This is a genomic window from Arsukibacterium sp. UBA3155, assembly GCA_002364615.1.
Taxonomy (GTDB): domain Bacteria; phylum Pseudomonadota; class Gammaproteobacteria; order Enterobacterales; family Alteromonadaceae; genus Alishewanella.
The window spans coordinates 161,815-179,009 of sequence record DEYP01000025.1 but is presented as its reverse complement, the minus strand read 5'-3'; the positions used below and the strand labels follow the sequence as shown (position 1 = coordinate 179,009).

The 17,195-nt window shown below is 48.3% G+C and carries 17 protein-coding genes and 2 tRNA genes; 15 read left to right on the top strand and 4 right to left on the bottom strand.

Annotated features, from left to right (window positions below; genetic code table 11):
• The 15 genes from folP to B2X65_RS12665 all read left to right on the top strand — a co-directional run bounded on the left by folP (window position 1) and on the right by B2X65_RS12665 (window position 14,687).
• Window positions 1–840: a dihydropteroate synthase gene (gene folP, locus B2X65_RS12735; protein ID WP_290613051.1), complete on the top strand. Its 840-nt coding sequence runs from the start codon at window positions 1–3 to the stop codon at window positions 838–840.
• Window positions 837–2,171 (top strand): phosphoglucosamine mutase, encoded by a 1,335-nt coding sequence (glmM, locus tag B2X65_RS12730; protein WP_290613050.1) that lies wholly within the window; start codon window positions 837–839, stop codon window positions 2,169–2,171. Before folP ends, glmM begins: the two co-directional genes overlap by 4 nt.
• A 124-nt stretch (window positions 2,172–2,295) precedes the next feature.
• The gene (gene tpiA, locus B2X65_RS12725; RefSeq protein WP_290613048.1) at window positions 2,296–3,033 is read left to right on the top strand and encodes a triose-phosphate isomerase; all 738 of its coding nucleotides are present in this window, start codon (window positions 2,296–2,298) and stop codon (window positions 3,031–3,033) included.
• 2 nt (window positions 3,034–3,035) lie between these two features.
• Window positions 3,036–3,359 (top strand): preprotein translocase subunit SecG, encoded by a 324-nt coding sequence (gene secG, locus B2X65_RS12720; protein WP_290613046.1) that lies wholly within the window; start codon window positions 3,036–3,038, stop codon window positions 3,357–3,359.
• A 12-nt stretch (window positions 3,360–3,371) separates the two neighbouring features.
• Window positions 3,372–3,456: transfer RNA gene (locus B2X65_RS12715), tRNA-Leu, on the top strand.
• A 75-nt stretch (window positions 3,457–3,531) separates the two neighbouring features.
• Window positions 3,532–3,608: transfer RNA gene (locus B2X65_RS12710), tRNA-Met, on the top strand.
• A 148-nt stretch (window positions 3,609–3,756) separates the two neighbouring features.
• On the top strand, window positions 3,757–4,212 hold the full coding sequence (gene rimP, locus B2X65_RS12705; RefSeq protein ID WP_290613044.1) for a ribosome maturation factor RimP: 456 nt from the start codon (window positions 3,757–3,759) through the stop codon (window positions 4,210–4,212).
• Window positions 4,213–4,246: 34 nt separating this feature from the next.
• A complete protein-coding gene (gene nusA / locus B2X65_RS12700; protein WP_290613043.1) occupies window positions 4,247–5,743 on the top strand; it encodes a transcription termination factor NusA in 1,497 nt (498 codons plus the stop codon).
• Window positions 5,744–5,768: 25 nt separating this feature from the next.
• The gene (infB, locus tag B2X65_RS12695; RefSeq protein WP_290613042.1) at window positions 5,769–8,453 is read left to right on the top strand and encodes a translation initiation factor IF-2; all 2,685 of its coding nucleotides are present in this window, start codon (window positions 5,769–5,771) and stop codon (window positions 8,451–8,453) included.
• An 81-nt stretch (window positions 8,454–8,534) separates the two neighbouring features.
• On the top strand, window positions 8,535–8,969 hold the full coding sequence (rbfA, locus tag B2X65_RS12690) for a 30S ribosome-binding factor RbfA (protein ID WP_290613040.1): 435 nt from the start codon (window positions 8,535–8,537) through the stop codon (window positions 8,967–8,969).
• A complete protein-coding gene (gene truB, locus B2X65_RS12685; RefSeq protein ID WP_290613039.1) occupies window positions 8,969–9,922 on the top strand; it encodes a tRNA pseudouridine(55) synthase TruB in 954 nt (317 codons plus the stop codon). The genes rbfA and truB overlap by 1 nt, the downstream gene beginning before the upstream one ends.
• Before the next feature lie 99 nt (window positions 9,923–10,021).
• Entirely contained in the window at window positions 10,022–10,291 is a 270-nt protein-coding gene (rpsO, locus tag B2X65_RS12680; RefSeq protein WP_097111796.1) for a 30S ribosomal protein S15, read from the top strand.
• 188 nt (window positions 10,292–10,479) lie between these two features.
• Window positions 10,480–12,609 (top strand): polyribonucleotide nucleotidyltransferase, encoded by a 2,130-nt coding sequence (gene pnp, locus B2X65_RS12675; protein WP_290613038.1) that lies wholly within the window; start codon window positions 10,480–10,482, stop codon window positions 12,607–12,609.
• Window position 12,610: 1 nt separating this feature from the next.
• Window positions 12,611–13,507 carry a lipoprotein NlpI gene (gene nlpI, locus B2X65_RS12670; RefSeq protein ID WP_290613036.1) on the top strand — a complete coding sequence of 299 codons (897 nt, stop codon included), beginning with the start codon at window positions 12,611–12,613 and terminating at the stop codon, window positions 13,505–13,507.
• Window positions 13,494–14,687 carry a hypothetical protein gene (locus B2X65_RS12665; protein WP_290613034.1) on the top strand — a complete coding sequence of 398 codons (1,194 nt, stop codon included), beginning with the start codon at window positions 13,494–13,496 and terminating at the stop codon, window positions 14,685–14,687. Before nlpI ends, B2X65_RS12665 begins: the two co-directional genes overlap by 14 nt.
• A 6-nt stretch (window positions 14,688–14,693) precedes the next feature.
• On the opposite strand, the gene B2X65_RS12660 is transcribed toward B2X65_RS12665, so the two are convergent.
• From B2X65_RS12660 to ybeD, 4 genes are all read right to left on the bottom strand, one after another.
• Window positions 14,694–15,059, bottom strand: a complete 366-nt coding sequence (locus B2X65_RS12660; RefSeq protein ID WP_290613032.1) for a PilZ domain-containing protein — start codon at window positions 15,057–15,059, stop codon at window positions 14,694–14,696.
• A gap of 121 nt (window positions 15,060–15,180) precedes the next feature.
• Window positions 15,181–16,146 (bottom strand): lipoyl synthase, encoded by a 966-nt coding sequence (gene lipA / locus B2X65_RS12655; RefSeq protein WP_290613030.1) that lies wholly within the window; start codon window positions 16,144–16,146, stop codon window positions 15,181–15,183.
• Complete coding sequence (gene lipB, locus B2X65_RS12650; RefSeq protein WP_414631422.1) at window positions 16,139–16,732, bottom strand: lipoyl(octanoyl) transferase LipB; 594 nt, start codon at window positions 16,730–16,732, stop codon at window positions 16,139–16,141. The genes lipA and lipB overlap by 8 nt, the downstream gene beginning before the upstream one ends.
• 134 nt (window positions 16,733–16,866) lie before the next feature.
• Complete coding sequence (gene ybeD / locus B2X65_RS12645; protein WP_290613026.1) at window positions 16,867–17,148, bottom strand: DUF493 family protein YbeD; 282 nt, start codon at window positions 17,146–17,148, stop codon at window positions 16,867–16,869.
• Window positions 17,149–17,195: the final 47 nt, after the last annotated feature.

Genomic DNA, 17,195 nt, shown 5'->3' with positions numbered 1-17,195 from the left:
ATGCTGCTAAAACTTCCCCGCCAACGTCAGTTAGATTTAAGCCGCCCGGTGGTTATGGGTATTTTAAATATTACGCCCGATTCGTTTTCAGACGGTGGTCAGCATTTTGCGCCCGAAGCAGCACTGCGTCAGGCTGAACAAATGTTAACTGATGGCGCGACGATTATTGACCTGGGTGGTGAGTCAACCCGCCCTGGCGCCAGTGCCGTGCCCTTACAGCAAGAACTGGATCGGGTGCTGCCAGTAATTGAAGCTATACGGCAACGCTTTGACTGTGTGATATCGATTGATACCAGCAAAGCTAAAGTTATGTCAGCGGCGGTTAAGGCTGGTGCCGATATGATTAATGACGTGCAGGCATTGCAAGGCGAAGGCGCATTGCAGTGCGCTGCAGAATTAAAGGTACCAGTATGTCTGATGCATATGCTGGGCGAGCCCCGCACCATGCAGCAGCAGCCACAGTATGACGATGTAGTGGCAGACGTGATTAAATTTTTGCAGCGTCGGACTCTGGATTGTCAGTTTGCCGGTATTGCAAAAGAGCAGATTATACTGGATCCGGGCTTTGGCTTTGGTAAAAATCTGAGCGATAACTATCAGTTACTGGCCGCAATAGCGCAACTGTGCGGCTTGGGTTATCCGGTGCTGGCAGGTATGTCAAGAAAATCAATGATTGGCAATTTATTAAAGGTGCCGGTTGAACAGCGTTTGGCAGGCAGTCTGGCCTGTGCCACAATTGCTGCATTACAAGGTGCCCGGATAATCCGGGTGCATGACGTGAAAGAAACGGTACAGGCAGTGCAGGTAGCCACTGCGGTACGCTATGGAGTAGAAGCATGAGCAGAAAATATTTTGGTACCGATGGTGTACGTGGCCGGGTGGGTGAGTTTCCAATCACGCCGGAATTTGCGATGAAACTGGGTTGGGCCGCTGGCCGGGTTTTATCTGCACGTGGTACCCGAAAAGTGCTGATTGGCAAGGATACCCGGATCTCTGGCTATTTACTGGAAACTGCGCTTGAAGCCGGTCTGATCGCTGCTGGGGTTGATGTTCGTCTACTTGGCCCTATGCCGACACCGGCAGTAGCTTACCTAACCCGGACATTCCGGGCTGAGGCTGGTATTGTGATCAGTGCCTCGCACAATCCTTATTATGATAACGGCATTAAATTTTTCTCTGCGGATGGAACCAAATTGCCCGATGAGGTAGAGCTGGCCATTGAGCATGAGCTGGAACAGCCCATGGTATGTGAACCCTCTGAAAAGCTGGGACGGGCAATGCGCATTGACGATGCGGCAGGACGCTATATCGAGTTTTGCAAAAGCCATCTTAAAAACCATTTATCATTGAAAGGCCTGAAAATTGTTATCGATTGTGCTCATGGTGCCACTTACCATATTGCACCGGCAGTATTTAAAGAACTGGGCGCAGAAGTTATCGCTATAGGCTGCAAACCAGATGGCTTAAATATTAATGATAAGTGTGGCGCAACCCATACCGATTTATTACAGCAAACAGTGCTTGAGCAACAAGCCGATTTAGGTATTGCCTACGATGGTGACGGCGACCGCGTGATGATGGTGGATCAGCAAGGTCGGGTGCTGGATGGTGACGAAATTGTCTACATTATTGCCCGCTGCGCGCAACGCGAAAAAACCTTACAAGGCGGTGTGGTCGGTACCCTGATGAGTAACCTGGGTCTGGAGCTGGCGCTGGCGGAACTGGATATTCCGTTTGTGCGAAGTGCAGTGGGTGATCGTTACGTTATGGAGCTGCTTCGAGAGAAGAACTGGCGGATTGGTGGTGAAAACTCCGGCCATGTGCTTAATTTAGATTATGCCTGTACCGGTGATGGTATTATCGCGTCGTTACAGGTGCTCAATGCCATGCTGGTAACCGGTGAAAGCCTGGCGCAATTGAGCGATGGTATGCATAAATTGCCGCAGGTACTGGTCAACGTTAAATTTGAAAAAGGCACCGCACCGCTTGAAAAGCAGCATGTTATTCAGAAAATAGCCGAAGTGGAGAGCTTGCTGGCAGGTAAAGGCCGGGTGTTGATCCGTAAATCAGGTACTGAACCTCTTATCCGGGTAATGGTTGAAGGTGAAGATGCTACGCTGGTGCGTGAATATGCGGAGCAAATAGCGGCGGCGGTCAAACTGGCAAGCTGAACGTCAACATGCCCTGGCGCGTTGACTGTTTTAACCGCAGTTAGTCTGTTGTTTGGTGGTTATTACTTGTTCTTAGCGGCGTGCTTGGTTAGTATCCCGGCGTATTACATCAGGAAATAACGTTATGTCTGCAAAAAAACTAATCGCTGCCAACTGGAAGATGAATGGTTCCAGAGCACTGGTTGAAACTGTTTCGCAGCAGTTAACGACCTTAAATTCAGAGGTTGATGTCTTGATCTGTCCGCCGGCAACCTTGCTGGCGTATTTTCCGGTTAGCGAGCATTATTCTTTAGGTGCTCAGGATATTAGTGAGCATGCTGAAGGGGCTTATACCGGCGAACTCAGTGGCAGCCTGATTAACGAGGCTGGAGCCAGTTTCGTTTTAGTTGGTCATTCTGAGCGCCGCCAGTATCATGCTGAAACCGACCAGCTGGTTTGTGCAAAAATACAGCAGGCAATTGCTGCCGGTTTAACGCCAGTGCTTTGTATCGGTGAAACATTAGCGGAACGCCAGCAAGAAAATACTGAGCAGGTTATTGCGAAACAATTAGCGGCGGTGTATGCTTCGCACCCCGAATTACTGGCGAAATCAGTAATTGCTTACGAGCCAGTGTGGGCTATTGGTACGGGTGAATCGGCATCACCGGAACAGGCGCAGGAAACGCATGCGTTTATCCGTCGCCAGCTGACCGGGTACAATAGTGAAGCTGCGGCAAAGGTAAGAATATTATATGGCGGCAGTGTAAACGCGGCAAATTGCCAGGCACTGTTTACACAGGCCGATATTGATGGTGCATTGGTTGGCGGTGCCAGCTTGAAACCAGCAGAATTTTTGCAAATTTGCCAAAGTGCAAAGGACTAAGCATGTACGAGATAATAATTGTAGTTTATTTATTGGTAGCTATGGCGTTAATTGGCCTGGTATTAATTCAGCATGGTAAAGGCGCTGACATGGGTGCTGCCTTTGGTGCAGGTGCTTCTTCTACCGTGTTCGGTTCATCAGGTACCGGCAATTTCTTAACGAAAACCACGACGGTGCTGGCAACATTATTTTTTGTATTAAGCATCGTATTAGGTAATTATACTGCGAAGCAAAGTGCACCGGTCGATGAATGGGATTTATCTGCTCCAGCCGTTGAACAGGCACCTGTGAAGAAAGAAGATAACAGCGATATCCCGGTAGGTTAACCTCTTATTTAAGCCGAGGTGGTGAAATTGGTAGACACGCTATCTTGAGGGGGTAGTGTCTTCGGACGTGCGGGTTCAAGTCCCGCTCTCGGCACCAACTAAATCAATAGCTTTGTGATGCAAGGCTTGCGATAACAGGCAAGGCGCTATATAATACGCGCCATTACACGGACGCGGGATGGAGCAGTCTGGTAGCTCGTCGGGCTCATAACCCGAAGGTCGTCGGTTCAAATCCGGCTCCCGCAACCAACTTTTCAACAATACTTCATTGGCGATATGGGTGTTGTTCGGATGTTACTTCGCCCCGCTTGTTCGGGGCGTTTTCGTATCTGGCGTGTCAGTTTTATGCAGTAATGGGCGCTATGCCCATTTTTTATTGGTGTATTCGGAGGTCTTTTTGACTAAACAAGAACAACAACTGGTTGAGTTGTTGAACCCGACAGTAACTGCTGCCGGTTTTGATTTATGGGGTATTGAGCTGCTGCGTGCTGGCCGCCACACGACATTGCGGCTATATATTGATCACAGTGATGGTATTACGGTCGAGAATTGTGCTTTGGTCAGCCGTGAAGTGAGCGCGATATTAGATGTAGAAGATCCGATCCCTAACGAATACACCCTTGAAGTATCTTCGCCGGGTTTATCCCGTCCGCTGTTTACCGAAGCACATTTTATACAGGCAGTAGGTCAGCAAATTGAAGTAAAACTGACAATTGCGCAAGATAACAGAAGAAAATTCAAAGGCATGTTGCAGGCGATTGACGCTGACATGCTCGTTATGGAAGTCGATGGCAAACCCTATCGTTTGCTGCTGGATAATATAGACAAAGCAAACGTGGTACCGGTTTTTTAAGGTATTCGGGTCGCGTCAGAACGAGGCAGATACAATGGCAAAAGAAATATTATTAGTTGTCGATGCAGTATCCAATGAAAAATCAGTACCGCGGGAGAAAATATTCCAGGCACTGGAGTTTGCATTAGCTGCAGCCACTAAAAAGAAAAACGAAGGCGATATTGAAGTTCGGGTAAATATTGATCGTAAAACCGGATCCTATGAAACCTTCCGGCGTTGGGAAGTGGTCGCAGATGATGCGGTGCAGGAACACCCTACCCGGGAAATTACCTTATCGGCAGCCCAGTATGATGCACCAGAAGTGCAGATTGGTGATTTCTACGAAGAGCAAATCGATTCTATCGAGTTTGACCGTATTACCACTCAAATGGCCAAACAGGTTATTGTGCAAAAAGTGCGCGAAGCCGAGCGGTCTCAGGTAGTTGAAGCCTATATTGATCAGGTAGGCGAGCTGGTAACCGGTATCGTTAAAAAAGTTAACCGCGACAGCATCATTGTCGATTTAGGTAACAATGCCGAAGCGATGTTACCGCGCGAAGAAATGTTACCGCGGGAAACGTATCGTCCAGGCGATCGGATCCGTACCTTATTATTTGATGTGAAGCCAGAAGCACGCGGCGCTCAGCTTTTTTTAAGCCGTGCCCGTCCGGAAATGCTGCTTGAGTTGTTCCGGATCGAAGTACCGGAAATTGGCGAAGAAATGATTGAGTTGCGTGGTGCGGCCCGTGATCCGGGTTCTCGTGCAAAAATTGCGGTGAAAAGTAACGATCGCCGGATAGATCCGGTAGGCGCTTGCGTTGGCATGCGTGGTTCACGGGTACAGGGCGTGTCAAACGAGCTGGCCGGTGAACGGGTTGATATCGTGTTGTACGATGATAACGATGCGCAATTCGTTATTAACGCTATGGCACCTGCAGAAGTGGCTTCTATTATTGTTGATGAAGACGCGCATTCGATGGATATCGCCGTTGAAGACTCTAACCTCGCTATGGCGATTGGTCGCAATGGTCAGAACGTGCGCTTAGCCAGCCAGTTAACAGGTTGGGAGCTGAACGTTATGTCGGTTTCTGATATGAAGAAAAAGCATCAGGAAGAGACTGAGAAAGTGCGTCAGGCCTTTATGGATGCGCTGGAAATTGACGAAGACTTTGCTGATGTGCTGGTTGACGAAGGTTTTTCTACTTTGGAAGAAGTTGCCTACGTACCCATCAGCGAACTACTGTCGATAGACGGTTTTGATGAAGAGATTGTTGAAGAACTGCGTGGCAGAGCAAAAGCGGTGTTAACTACCCGTGCGCTGGCCAGCGAAGAATCATTAGAAGATGCCAAGCCAACTGAAGCGCTGTTAGCGTTAGAAGGCTTAGATACCCATACCGCATACGTGATTGCCAGCAAAGGTGTAACAACCCTGGACGATCTGGCCGATTTAGGTGTCGACGATTTATTAGATATAGCAGATATAACTGAGCAAAAAGCCGCAGAGCTGATTATGGCTGCCCGCAATATTGTTTGGTTTAGTGAAAGTAACTGAGTAGTCAACGGAGGTAACAACACAAATGGCAGAAGTCACCATAGAGAAGCTGGCCAGTGATGTCGGTACAACTGTTGATCGGTTAGTACAACAATTTGCTGATGCAGGTATTACTAAAGCTGCAGGGCAGCAGGTATCTGAAGATGAGAAAAAAACCCTGCTGTTGCATTTAAGCAAGCAGCATGGCGGTAAATCATCAGAACCTTCAAAGCTTACCCTCAAGCGTAAAGAAAAAACCACGTTAAGTGTGGCTGGCGGTGCCGGGCGTAACCGGGAAATTCAGGTTGAAGTGCGTAAGCAAAAAACCTATATCAAAAAACCGGTTGTTGACGAAGCGACCTTAAAAGCGCAGGAAGAAGCCCGTCTGGCTGAAGAACAAGCTAACGCAGAAGCGAATCGTGCCAAGCAGGAAGCTGAACATAAAGCGCGGGAAATTGCTGCAGCGAAAGCCAAAGAAGAAGCAGAGCGTAAAGCGGCAGAAGCTAAAAAACGTGAAGAAGCGAAACAAGCTCAGCTGTTAAAAGACGATCCGGAAGAAGCGGCACGTCGTGCAGCCAAAGAAGAAGCTAAGCGTGAAGCTGAGCATATGCGCCAGCAGCAAGAAGCTGAAGCGCTGCGTAAGCTGGAAGAAGAAGCCAAGAAACAGGCTGAAGCAGCACGCAAGCTGGCTGAAGAAAACAGTGAACGTTGGGCCCAGGAAGAAAAAGCCAAATCTACTGAAAAAGACGATTACCACCTGACCAGCAATGAATTTGCTAAGCAGGCAGAAGACGAAGTTGACGCGAAAGAAGAACGTGCGGGTCGTCGTGGCGTGGGTAAAAAAGCCCCGCCAGCTAAAGGTAAAAAGAAAGATGACGGTAATGACAAGGAAGCCTTTAACCGTGCTAACCGTCATACCAAGAAAAAGAAAACGCCAACCAGTATGCAGCATGGCTTTAATAAGCCTGCCCAGCCGGTAGAGCGCGAAGTAAAAATTGGTGAAACCATTACCGTGGCCGAACTGGCCTCTAAAATGGCGGTAAAAGCGTCTGAAGTGATTAAAGCCATGATGAAGATGGGCGCCATGGCGACCATTAATCAGGTAATTGATCAGGAAACGGCGGCCATTGTTTGTGAAGAGATGGGCCACAAATTCACCCTGACCAAAGAGAATGAACTGGAAGAAGCGGTAATGTCTGACCGCGAAGGTGAAGGCGAGCTGGAGCCACGTGCACCAGTTGTTACGGTAATGGGTCACGTTGACCATGGTAAAACGTCATTACTGGACTACATTCGTAAAGCTAAAGTTGCTGATGGCGAAGCAGGTGGTATTACCCAGCATATAGGTGCTTATCACGTTGAAACGGACCGCGGTATGGTGACGTTCCTTGATACACCTGGCCATGCTGCGTTTACCTCAATGCGGGCTCGCGGTGCTAAAGCAACAGATATCGTTATTCTGGTGGTTGCAGCGGATGACGGCGTAATGCCGCAAACCAAAGAAGCAATCCAGCATGCGAAAGCAGCAGGCGTGCCACTGGTAGTCGCAGTAAACAAAATTGATAAAGCAGAAGCGGATCCTGACAGAGTAAGAAACGAGCTATCCCAGTTCGATGTTATCTCTGAACAATGGGGCGGCGACACGCAGTTTGTGCAGGTATCGGCTAAGTCTGGTATTGGTATAGATGACTTACTGGAAGCAATCCTTAACCAGGCTGAACTGTTGGAGTTGAAAGCGGTTAAGAAGGGCCTGGCACGTGGTGCGGTTATTGAATCCCGCTTAGATAAAGGACGTGGTCCGGTTGCTTCTATTCTGGTGCAGGAAGGCACGCTGAATCAGGGTGATATCGTACTGTGTGGCTTTGAATACGGCCGGGTTCGTGCGATGCGCGACGAAAATGGTCGTGAAGTAAAAACCGCCGGTCCATCAATTCCGGTTGAAATTTTAGGTTTATCAGGCGTTCCTCAGGCTGGTGACGAAGTCACCGTAGTTAAAGATGAGCGTAAAGCCCGCGAAGTCGCATTATATCGCCAGGGTAAATTCCGTGATGTTAAGCTGGCACGTCAGCAAAAAGCCAAGCTTGAAAACATGTTTGCCAACATGGAAGAAGGCGATGTCTCTGAACTTAACCTGGTATTAAAAGGTGATGTGCAAGGTTCAGTACAGGCGATTTCTGAATCACTGGCTAAACTGTCTACTGATGAAGTGAAAATTAAAATTATCGGTAGCGGCGTAGGTGGTATCACCGAAACTGACGTAACGCTTGCTGCAGCATCACAAGCCATTATTATCGGCTTTAACGTTCGTGCTGACGCGTCAGCCCGTAAGATGATAGAAGATGAAGGCCTCGACTTACGCTACTACAGCATCATTTATGAGCTGTTAGACGAAGTAAGAGCCGCGATGACCGGTATGCTCGCACCAGAGTTTAAACAGCAAATTATTGGTTTAGCACAGGTACGTGATGTGTTCCGTTCACCGAAGTTCGGCGCGATTGCCGGATGTATGGTAACTGAAGGCCTGATTAAACGTAACGCGCCTATCCGGGTGCTGCGAGATAACGTGGTTATCTATGAAGGCGAACTGGAATCACTGCGTCGCTTTAAAGACGATGTAAACGAAGTCAGAAACGGCTTTGAATGTGGTATCGGTGTTAAAAATTACAACGACGTTCGCGAAGGCGACCAGATCGAAGTATTTGAAACCATTCAGGTTGAACGTACCTTATAAAGTACCGCTGGCAACACATAGTACAGGGGCCTTTAGTGCCCCTGTTGTGTTTTCCCTGACCCCAAATTTGGAATGCTTAACATGGCAAAAGAATTCTCCCGCGTTGACCGGTTGTCTCAACACATAAAGAAAGAGATGGCGGTTATTCTGCAGCGCGAAATTAAAGATCCGCGCTTGCATTCAATGATTACTGTTTCTGATGTCGAAGTATCACGTGATCTGTCACATGCCAAGGTGTTTGTAACCTTTTTAGGGATGGATGACAGCAAGGTGGAAGACAATCTGAAAATTTTGAATGATGCCGCTGGCTATGTCCGCAGTTTAATTGGCAAGCGCATTCAGACCCGGATTGTGCCGCATATCCGCTTTGCGTTTGACCAGTCATTAAATGAAGGGATCCGCATGGCCAGTTTAGTGGCTTCAGTGCGCCAGGAAGATGAGAGAAAGCGCAAAGATGCTGGCATGGAACCAACAGATACTGATCCAGATACAGACAGCGACGGAGTTGATGAGTAATGGCGCGTAAAAATGCCAGGGCAGTTAATGGCATTCTATTACTGGATAAACCGTTAGAAGTCAGTAGCAATGGCATTTTACAGCGCGTCCGTTGGCTATACCAGGCACAGAAAGCCGGACATACCGGTGCTCTGGATCCGATGGCCTCGGGCTTATTACCCATCTGTTTTGGTGAGGCGACCAAGTTCAGTCAGTTTTTACTGGATACCGATAAAACCTATCTGGTGACAGCCAGTTTTGGGGTGCGCACCAGTACCAGCGATTCAGAAGGCGAGGTAATCAGTGAGCGGCCGGTCAGCTTTACTGACACCGACCTGGAACAGGCACTGCAAAGTTTTCGCGGTGATATTATGCAAGTGCCCACTATGTTCTCTGCATTAAAGTATCAGGGCCAGCCTTTATATAAATATGCCCGTCAGGGTATTACCATAGAGCGGGAAGCCCGGCCGATTACCATATTTAAGTTTGAACTGTTAAAGCGTAGCGGCAACCAGGCAGATTTTATTGTTCATTGCTCCAAAGGCACTTATATCCGCACCCTTATCGACGATTTAGGCGAGCTGTTAGGCTGTGGCGGTCATGTCAGCAAATTGCACCGCACTCAGGTCGGGCCTTTTACTGCTGCGCAAATGGTAAAGCCTGCTCAGTTAGACGCCATGGCAGAGCAATGCCACAGCAGTGCTGATTTTAACCCCTTAGACGCGTTATTACTGCCGTTGGATGCCGGTATTGTTGCTATGCCAGCAATGGCACTTAGTGCTGAGCAACAGCATCAGTTGCAGCACGGTCAGAACTGCAGTGTCGCAGCGGATGATATTGCTGCGATTAAGTTGATCGGGCCAGGTGAGGTCTTTATTGGTATTGGCCAGGTACAGCAGGGCGTACTTTGTTCACGCCGCTTGCTTAACACCAGTGCGGTGCAACAGTCCGCTACTGCGATAAACGCCTTGTAAAAAGATAGCAAAATGCTATTATGTGCCGGATTTTCTGGGGTCTGCTGGATGAGTGATCGGCGATACCCTTATTTTAGTTCACTCACATTGGAGTTAAATATGTCATTAAGCGCTGCTGATAAAGCAAAAATTGTTGCTGACTACGCTGTAAAAGAAGGCGATACCGGTTCACCAGAAGTACAGGTTGCCCTGTTAACTGCGTCAATCACTCACCTGCAAGGCCACTTTGCTGAACACAAGCACGACTTCCATTCTCGTCGTGGTTTGTTACGTATGGTTAGCCAGCGTCGTAAGCTGTTAGACTACTTAAAAGGCAAAGATCAGAGCCGTTATACTACCCTGATCGGTCGTTTAGGTTTACGTCGTTAATCGCTAAGCGATAACGTAGCAAAAAAGAGGCTTTTAAGCCTCTTTTTTTATGGGAATGATTTAAACACTATTTTTATTGAGCTCTTTACTGAACTATCTTTTGTAACAGGTTACAGAGTATACTGTACAGGCAGAAAACACAGAGAAAAACATCGCAATTCGGCGATTAAGATTAAGGAAATACACACGTGACTCCCATCGTAAAATCATTTCAGTTTGGCCAACATACCTTTACTTTAGAAACCGGCGTCATCGCCCGTCAGGCAGATGCCGCAGTGTTGGCCAGCCTGGGAGATACTTCAGTTTTAGTAACCGTTGTTGGTAAAAAAGAACCAAAACCTGGTCAGGATTTCTTTCCGTTAACCGTGAATTACCAGGAAAAAATGTATGCAGCTGGCCGTATTCCGGGTGGCTTCTTTAAACGTGAAGGCCGGCCAAGTGAAGGTGAAACCTTAATATGCCGGTTAATCGACCGTCCTATCCGTCCATTATTCCCGGAAGGGTTTACCAATGAAGTGCAGGTTATTGCTACTGTCGTATCAGTACAACCTGAAATTCAGCCAGACATCGTTGCGTTAATTGGTACGTCAGCAGCATTAGCGTTGTCAGGTATTCCGTTCGCCGGCCCTATTGGCGCTGCCCGGGTTGGCTATATCAATAACCAGTATGTGTTAAACCCGTCAGAAGAAGAGCTGAAAAGCTCAAAACTGGACTTAGTGGTTGCCGGTACCAATAACGCGGTACTGATGGTGGAATCGGAAGCGAACATTCTGTCAGAAGACGTGATGTTAGGCGCGGTAATGTATGGCCATGAGCAAATGCAAACGGCCATTACTGCAATTAATGAGTTAGCGGCAGAAGGCGCTAAGCCAAGCTGGAACTGGCAGGCACCTGCGAAAAACTTACCGCTAATTGCTAAAGTTGCTGAATTAGCGACCGCTGATATTGGCGAAGCGTACCAGATCACTGAAAAAGCTAAACGTTACGAGCGTATCGCAGAAATCAAAACTGCCCTGCACAACAAGTTATTGGCAGAGATGGCCGAAGACGAAGCGCTGGACAAAAACGAATTTGGTGATATTTTCCATGACCTGGAAAGTAAAGTGGTTCGTAGCCGGATTACCAAAGGCGAGCCCCGTATTGATGGCCGCGACCCGGAAATGATCCGTGGTTTAAGTGTTATGACAGGTGTTTTGCCACGTACTCATGGTTCTTCGCTGTTTACCCGTGGCGAAACCCAGGCACTGGTTACCTGTACTTTAGGTACTGCGCGTGATGCGCAGAATATCGATGACTTGTTAAGTCAGAAAACCGATACCTTTATGCTGCACTACAACTTCCCTCCGTACAGCGTGGGTGAGACCGGTATGGTAGGGTCGCCGAAGCGTCGCGAAATCGGCCATGGCCGCTTAGCTAAACGTGGCGTACTGGCTGTTATGCCTGATTTTGAAGATTTCCCGTACACGGTACGTATCGTGTCTGAAATTACCGAATCTAATGGTTCAAGCTCTATGGCATCGGTATGTGGTTCATCATTAGCATTAATGGATGCCGGTGTACCAATCAAAGCCTCTGTTGCCGGTATTGCTATGGGTTTAGTTAAAGAAGGCGACGACTATGTCGTACTGTCTGATATTTTAGGTGATGAAGATCACTTAGGTGATATGGACTTTAAAGTAGCGGGTACCACCGAAGGTATTACTGCGCTGCAAATGGACATTAAGATTGACGGTATTACCCAGGAAATTATGCAAAAGGCATTAAAACAGGCAAAATCAGCCCGTTTGCATATTCTGAATGTCATGGATCAGGCGATTAGCGGTCACCGTGAAGAGATGTCTGAATACGCGCCGCGTATCTACACCATGAAGATTAACCCGGAGAAAATCCGTGAAGTTATCGGTAAAGGTGGTGCGGTTATTCGTCAAATCACCGAAGAATCTGGCACCACTATTGAACTGGAAGATGATGGCAGCATAAAAATTGCCGCTACCACTGCTAAAGCCGCGCAAATAGCTATTGATAAAATCAATGCTATTACTGCTGATATTGAAGTAGGTGCAATTTACCAGGGTGAAGTTGTCCGGATTGTTGACTTTGGCGCCTTTGTAAACGTACTGCCAGGCAAAGACGGCTTAGTGCATATCTCGCAAATCTCTGATGAGCGGGTAAACAACGTGTCTGAACATTTACAATTAGGTCAGAAAGTAGCCGTTAAAGTGTTGGAAGTAGACAAGCAGGGCCGGGTACGGTTAAGTATTAAAGAAGCGAATACTAAACCAGCTGATTCTGCGGCTAACACTGAGCAAGACGCGTAATATGCGTCGCGCTAAATCCGGTATCGCAGCGCTGTTAACAGCGCTGCTAACCTTAAGCGGTTGTGCTACTTTACAACCGTCATCGTCTGCGGCCTGGCTAACGCCAGAGCCGTTGGCGGTTCCTTATCGAACTGAGCTGGCCATTGCCCGGCTAAGTGAAATATTACACCGTGCTGAGTTATCAGAAGAGCAGTCGGCACGTTTATACTATGACCGCGGTGTTATGTATGACAGCGCAGGTTTGCGCTCACTGGCCCGGCTGGACTTTATGCGGGCGTTGCGCCTGAAGCCAGATATGGCAGATGCCTACAACTTTGTTGGTATTCATTACACGCTTAGTGGTGACTTTGACCAGGCGTTTGAAGCTTTTGATTCTGTGCTCGAACTTGCCCCTGATTACGAGTATGCCTATCTGAACCGCGGTATTGCCCTGTATTATGCTGGCCGTGCTGATCTGGCGGTGCCAGATTTCGTAAAATTTCTTAAACTACAGTCCTCAGATCCCTATCGGGTAGTGTGGCTCTATCTGGCTGAACGTGATTTATCAGAGCGCGCGGCCAAGGCACGTTTAACGGCTAACGTTGCCACTTTAGCGGCGGATGACTGGGCAACTAACATTCCACGTTTTTATCTTGGTCAGTTGTCTGAGCAACAATTATTAAATTCCGTTGTTGATGATCTTACTAGTCCGCGGCTATTAGCAGAGCGTCTTTGTGAGGTTTACTTTTATCTGGCTAAATGGCATGAGGCAGAGCAACAACCTGAGCAGGCTATTGAATACTACAAAAAAGTATTGGCTACTAATGTTTATGAGTTTGTTGAGCATCGTTATGCCAGGCTCGAGATGGCCAGGCTCAGAGGCGAAGCGCTGTCTGGCGAGAGTGATGAGTTTCATTAATTTGCGCGCCCTGTTAATTAAAAGCCAGCTTGCTGGCTTTTTTGCATTATTACTGTCCGGTTGTTCACCCGAGCACAACGCCGCTAGCGAGCAGCAGTTGGTGGATCAGGCAACCATCGAACCCGCAGCGGCGATGCAACTTGCTCGCCAGCGACTGGCTGATAACGAACTTGAAGCCGCTTTGCAGTGGTTTCGACAGGCCGCAAAACTCGGTGATACCCAGGGCTTAAATCACGCTATTCAGTTGCAGCAACGGTTAGAAGGGCGCTTAGCCACGGCAACGTGGCTGCAACACACCGTCGATAGCAATCAGCTGCCGGCGGTTGCTATTAGCCGTGCACAGCGGGCTGCACTGGGGTTGTGGCAATCGTCACCAGCAGCTGTTGCCAATAGTGGGTATCAGGCCGCTGCGGGGTGCAACCTTATCATTCAACCCGTGGCAAGCCAGCAGGCGGGTATTGTGCGCTGGCAGCAGCTGCAAAGCGCCTGGGCAAAGGATCCGTTGCTTGGCAGCCTACCGGTGTGTTTTAACGATTTAATTAAAGTGAATGCGCCTGCACTTAACTGCTCTGAGCAGGCTGCCAGCCGGATTAGTTGCAATTATGACGTGTTAACCGAGCAGGTGCTGGCCGGTAAGTTCAGCCAGTTACTGGTCATTGCCGGCAGCGGGATTGCCAGTTATAACAACGGGATCTTACAACTGCCTGATACAGCAAGTCTGGCGTTATTACAGCATGAATTTATGCATGTGCTGGGCTTTATTGATGAATATCCGTTAAGCCTGGAGTCGGCCGAGTCAGTCTGCCAGCCAGGTACATTTGCAACTAATCTGTTGTTCGGCAATAGTCCGGCAACCCTGGCTGCCTGGCAACATAAATGGCAGCCGCTGGCAGATAACGTAACGCTACAGGCTGTTGCAACTTGTAACGCAACCGGGCTGCAAGCGTACCGGGTGGTGGCGACAATTAACCCTATGGAATCTTATCAGACTGCGATGCCGGCGTTCTACCATCAGTTGATGGTCCGGGCGTTGGATCAAACTGAGTATATTATGCCGGTGCAGTATTATTTTGCTTATCTGGCCAGACAACAGCAAGCCTGGCAGCACTGGCATGCGTTAATGCAACTTGCCGCTGGCCATGGCTACCCTAAAGCCTTAGAAGCGTTACAGTACCTTTAGTGGCATTTAGCCATGCTCATCGACTGACAACTCAGACAATTCGCGGCTTAAGATCTGACTATCACCTAAGTTAAGCTCAATCAGCCGTTTTAAATGACCCGCACTTTCCAAATCAATTTTATCGCAGTGCAAGCCAATCACTTCGTTATGCTGATGGGCGATACTAACCTGCATACTAAAATCAAGTGGATAATCACTCAGGTGTACCCGTAATATCAGGGAGCCGGGTACGTCAGGCTGCCAACCTGCAGGAATACTGATTAAGGCACCTTTTAACGATAAATCGAGTACGTCAGTGGGGTAGCTTTGCTCAGCGGTTTCTAAATGAGCTTTACCCTGAAAATTAACCCGGCTAAAACGTCGTTGTTCCATATATCCCCCAATAATCGCTGCTAAAAGTGTAGTTGCTCTGCAGCTAAAAAGCCTAGTAGTACTGTCGATGTTACACCTGTAAAAAAGGCTGCAACAGCAGCCTTTCGTTTACGTCATTGTTTTAGCTGACTTCTTCGCCGGCAGCCTGTCTGTCGGCATGGTATGACGAGCGGACAAAGGGGCCACAAGCGGCGTGTTTAAAGCCAATGTTGTTGGCAAAGTGTTTAATGTCATCAAATTCGGCTGGTGGCATATAGCGTTTAACCGGCAAATGATGTTTGCTCGGTTGCAGGTACTGGCCTACGGTCAGCATATCGACATCATGATCGCGTAAGTCTTGCAGCACCTGCAGCAATTCCTCGGTTGTTTCACCCAGGCCCACCATCAGGCCCGACTTGGTGGATACTTCAGGATGGGCTTCTTTAAAGCGTTTTAGCAAGGTCAGTGACCATTTGTAATCAGCACCGGGCCGCGCCAGTTTGTAAAGCCGTGGTGCCGTTTCCAGATTATGGTTAAAGACATCTGGCGGGCTCTTGCTGAGGATTTCCAGCGCGACATCCATCCGGCCACGGAAATCCGGCACCAGCACTTCAATTTTTATATCCGGGCAATATTTCCTGATAGCGTCAATGCAATCTGCAAAGTGCTGGGCGCCACCATCACGTAAATCGTCGCGATCAACGGAGGTTATTACCACGTATTTTAATTTCATATCGCGAATCGTTAACGCCAGTTTTTCCGGCTCTTCCGCGCTTGGCGGTAACGGTCTGCCATGCGCGACGTCACAAAATGGACAACGGCGGGTACAAATGGCACCGAGGATCATAAAGGTAGCTGTACCATGATTAAAACACTCAGGCAGATTAGGGCAGGCGGCTTCTTCACATACCGAATGCAAACCATGTTTGCGCATCGCACCTTTAATCTGATCGATCCGCTCTGAATTTTTCGGTAACTTAATTTTTAACCAGGCAGGCTTGCGCAGCATTTCTTCAGGTTCGGTCGGCAATACCTTAACCGGAATTAACGCCATCTTGTCGGCGTCACGCAATTTAACACCTGGTTCCATTCGCGCTGTCTTAGTCATGTTGCCACTCTAACCCTGTTTTAAAACTTAATTCGGATACGGCCAGAAGCCGTTGGAAAATGTTGCTGATATCTGTTTTTGCCTGGGCAATGCTCAGCGGCCCGCCGAAATCTTTAGATTGAATCATCTGCATGCCGGCATAACCACAGGGGTTGATCCTGTTGAAGGGGCTCAGATCCATATCTACATTCAGTGCCAAGCCATGAAACGTGCAGCCTTTGCGCACTCTTAACCCCAGCGACGCCACTTTTTTACCTTCAATATAGACCCCTGGTGCGTCTGGTCTGGCATTAGCAGTAGTACCATATTGGGCCAGCAGCTCAATTAGTGCCTGTTCCAGCAAGGTTACCAGCTCTCGTACCCCAAGCTTGCGCCGTTTGATATCCAGCAGCACATAGACGACCAGTTGGCCCGGCCCATGATAAGTTACCTGGCCACCTCGGTCGACTTTAACTACCGGTATATCACCTGGTTGTAGCAGATGCTCCGCCTTACCAGCCTGGCCCTGAGTAAACACCGCAGGATGTTCCAGCAACCACAGCTCGTCGATAGTGTGCTCGTTCCGATTGTCGGTGAATTGCTGCATCGCCTGCCATACTTGGGTATAGTCCTGGCTTGCTAAATCACGGATCACAAGTTGCTGACTGATGCTCAAAATTCACTCCGCATAAAAACTGGCTGCATTATAGCGATTTATCTGGCCAATGCGAGTTCAGGCGATTAAAGAACGTAACGAACCAACTCTATTTTGCCAAGCTCGGTATACAGCAATTCGATATGGGCTTTGCTGGTTACGGTAACTTGCACCGATACCGAGTGATAATTCCCTTTCGCGCTGGGTTTTACTTTCGGACTGTAATCTGTAGCATCGGTGTGGCGGCAAATTACAGTCATCACATCGTCTACCAGGGTTGGCTCAGCCAGACCTAACACTTTGAAGTTAAACTGACAGGGAAACTCCAGGTACTGATCAAATTTAGTGTCTTTTACTTCATTGGCCATATCGTTATTCTCACAGATGCTAAAGTGTTACTGACAACCTGCTGCAC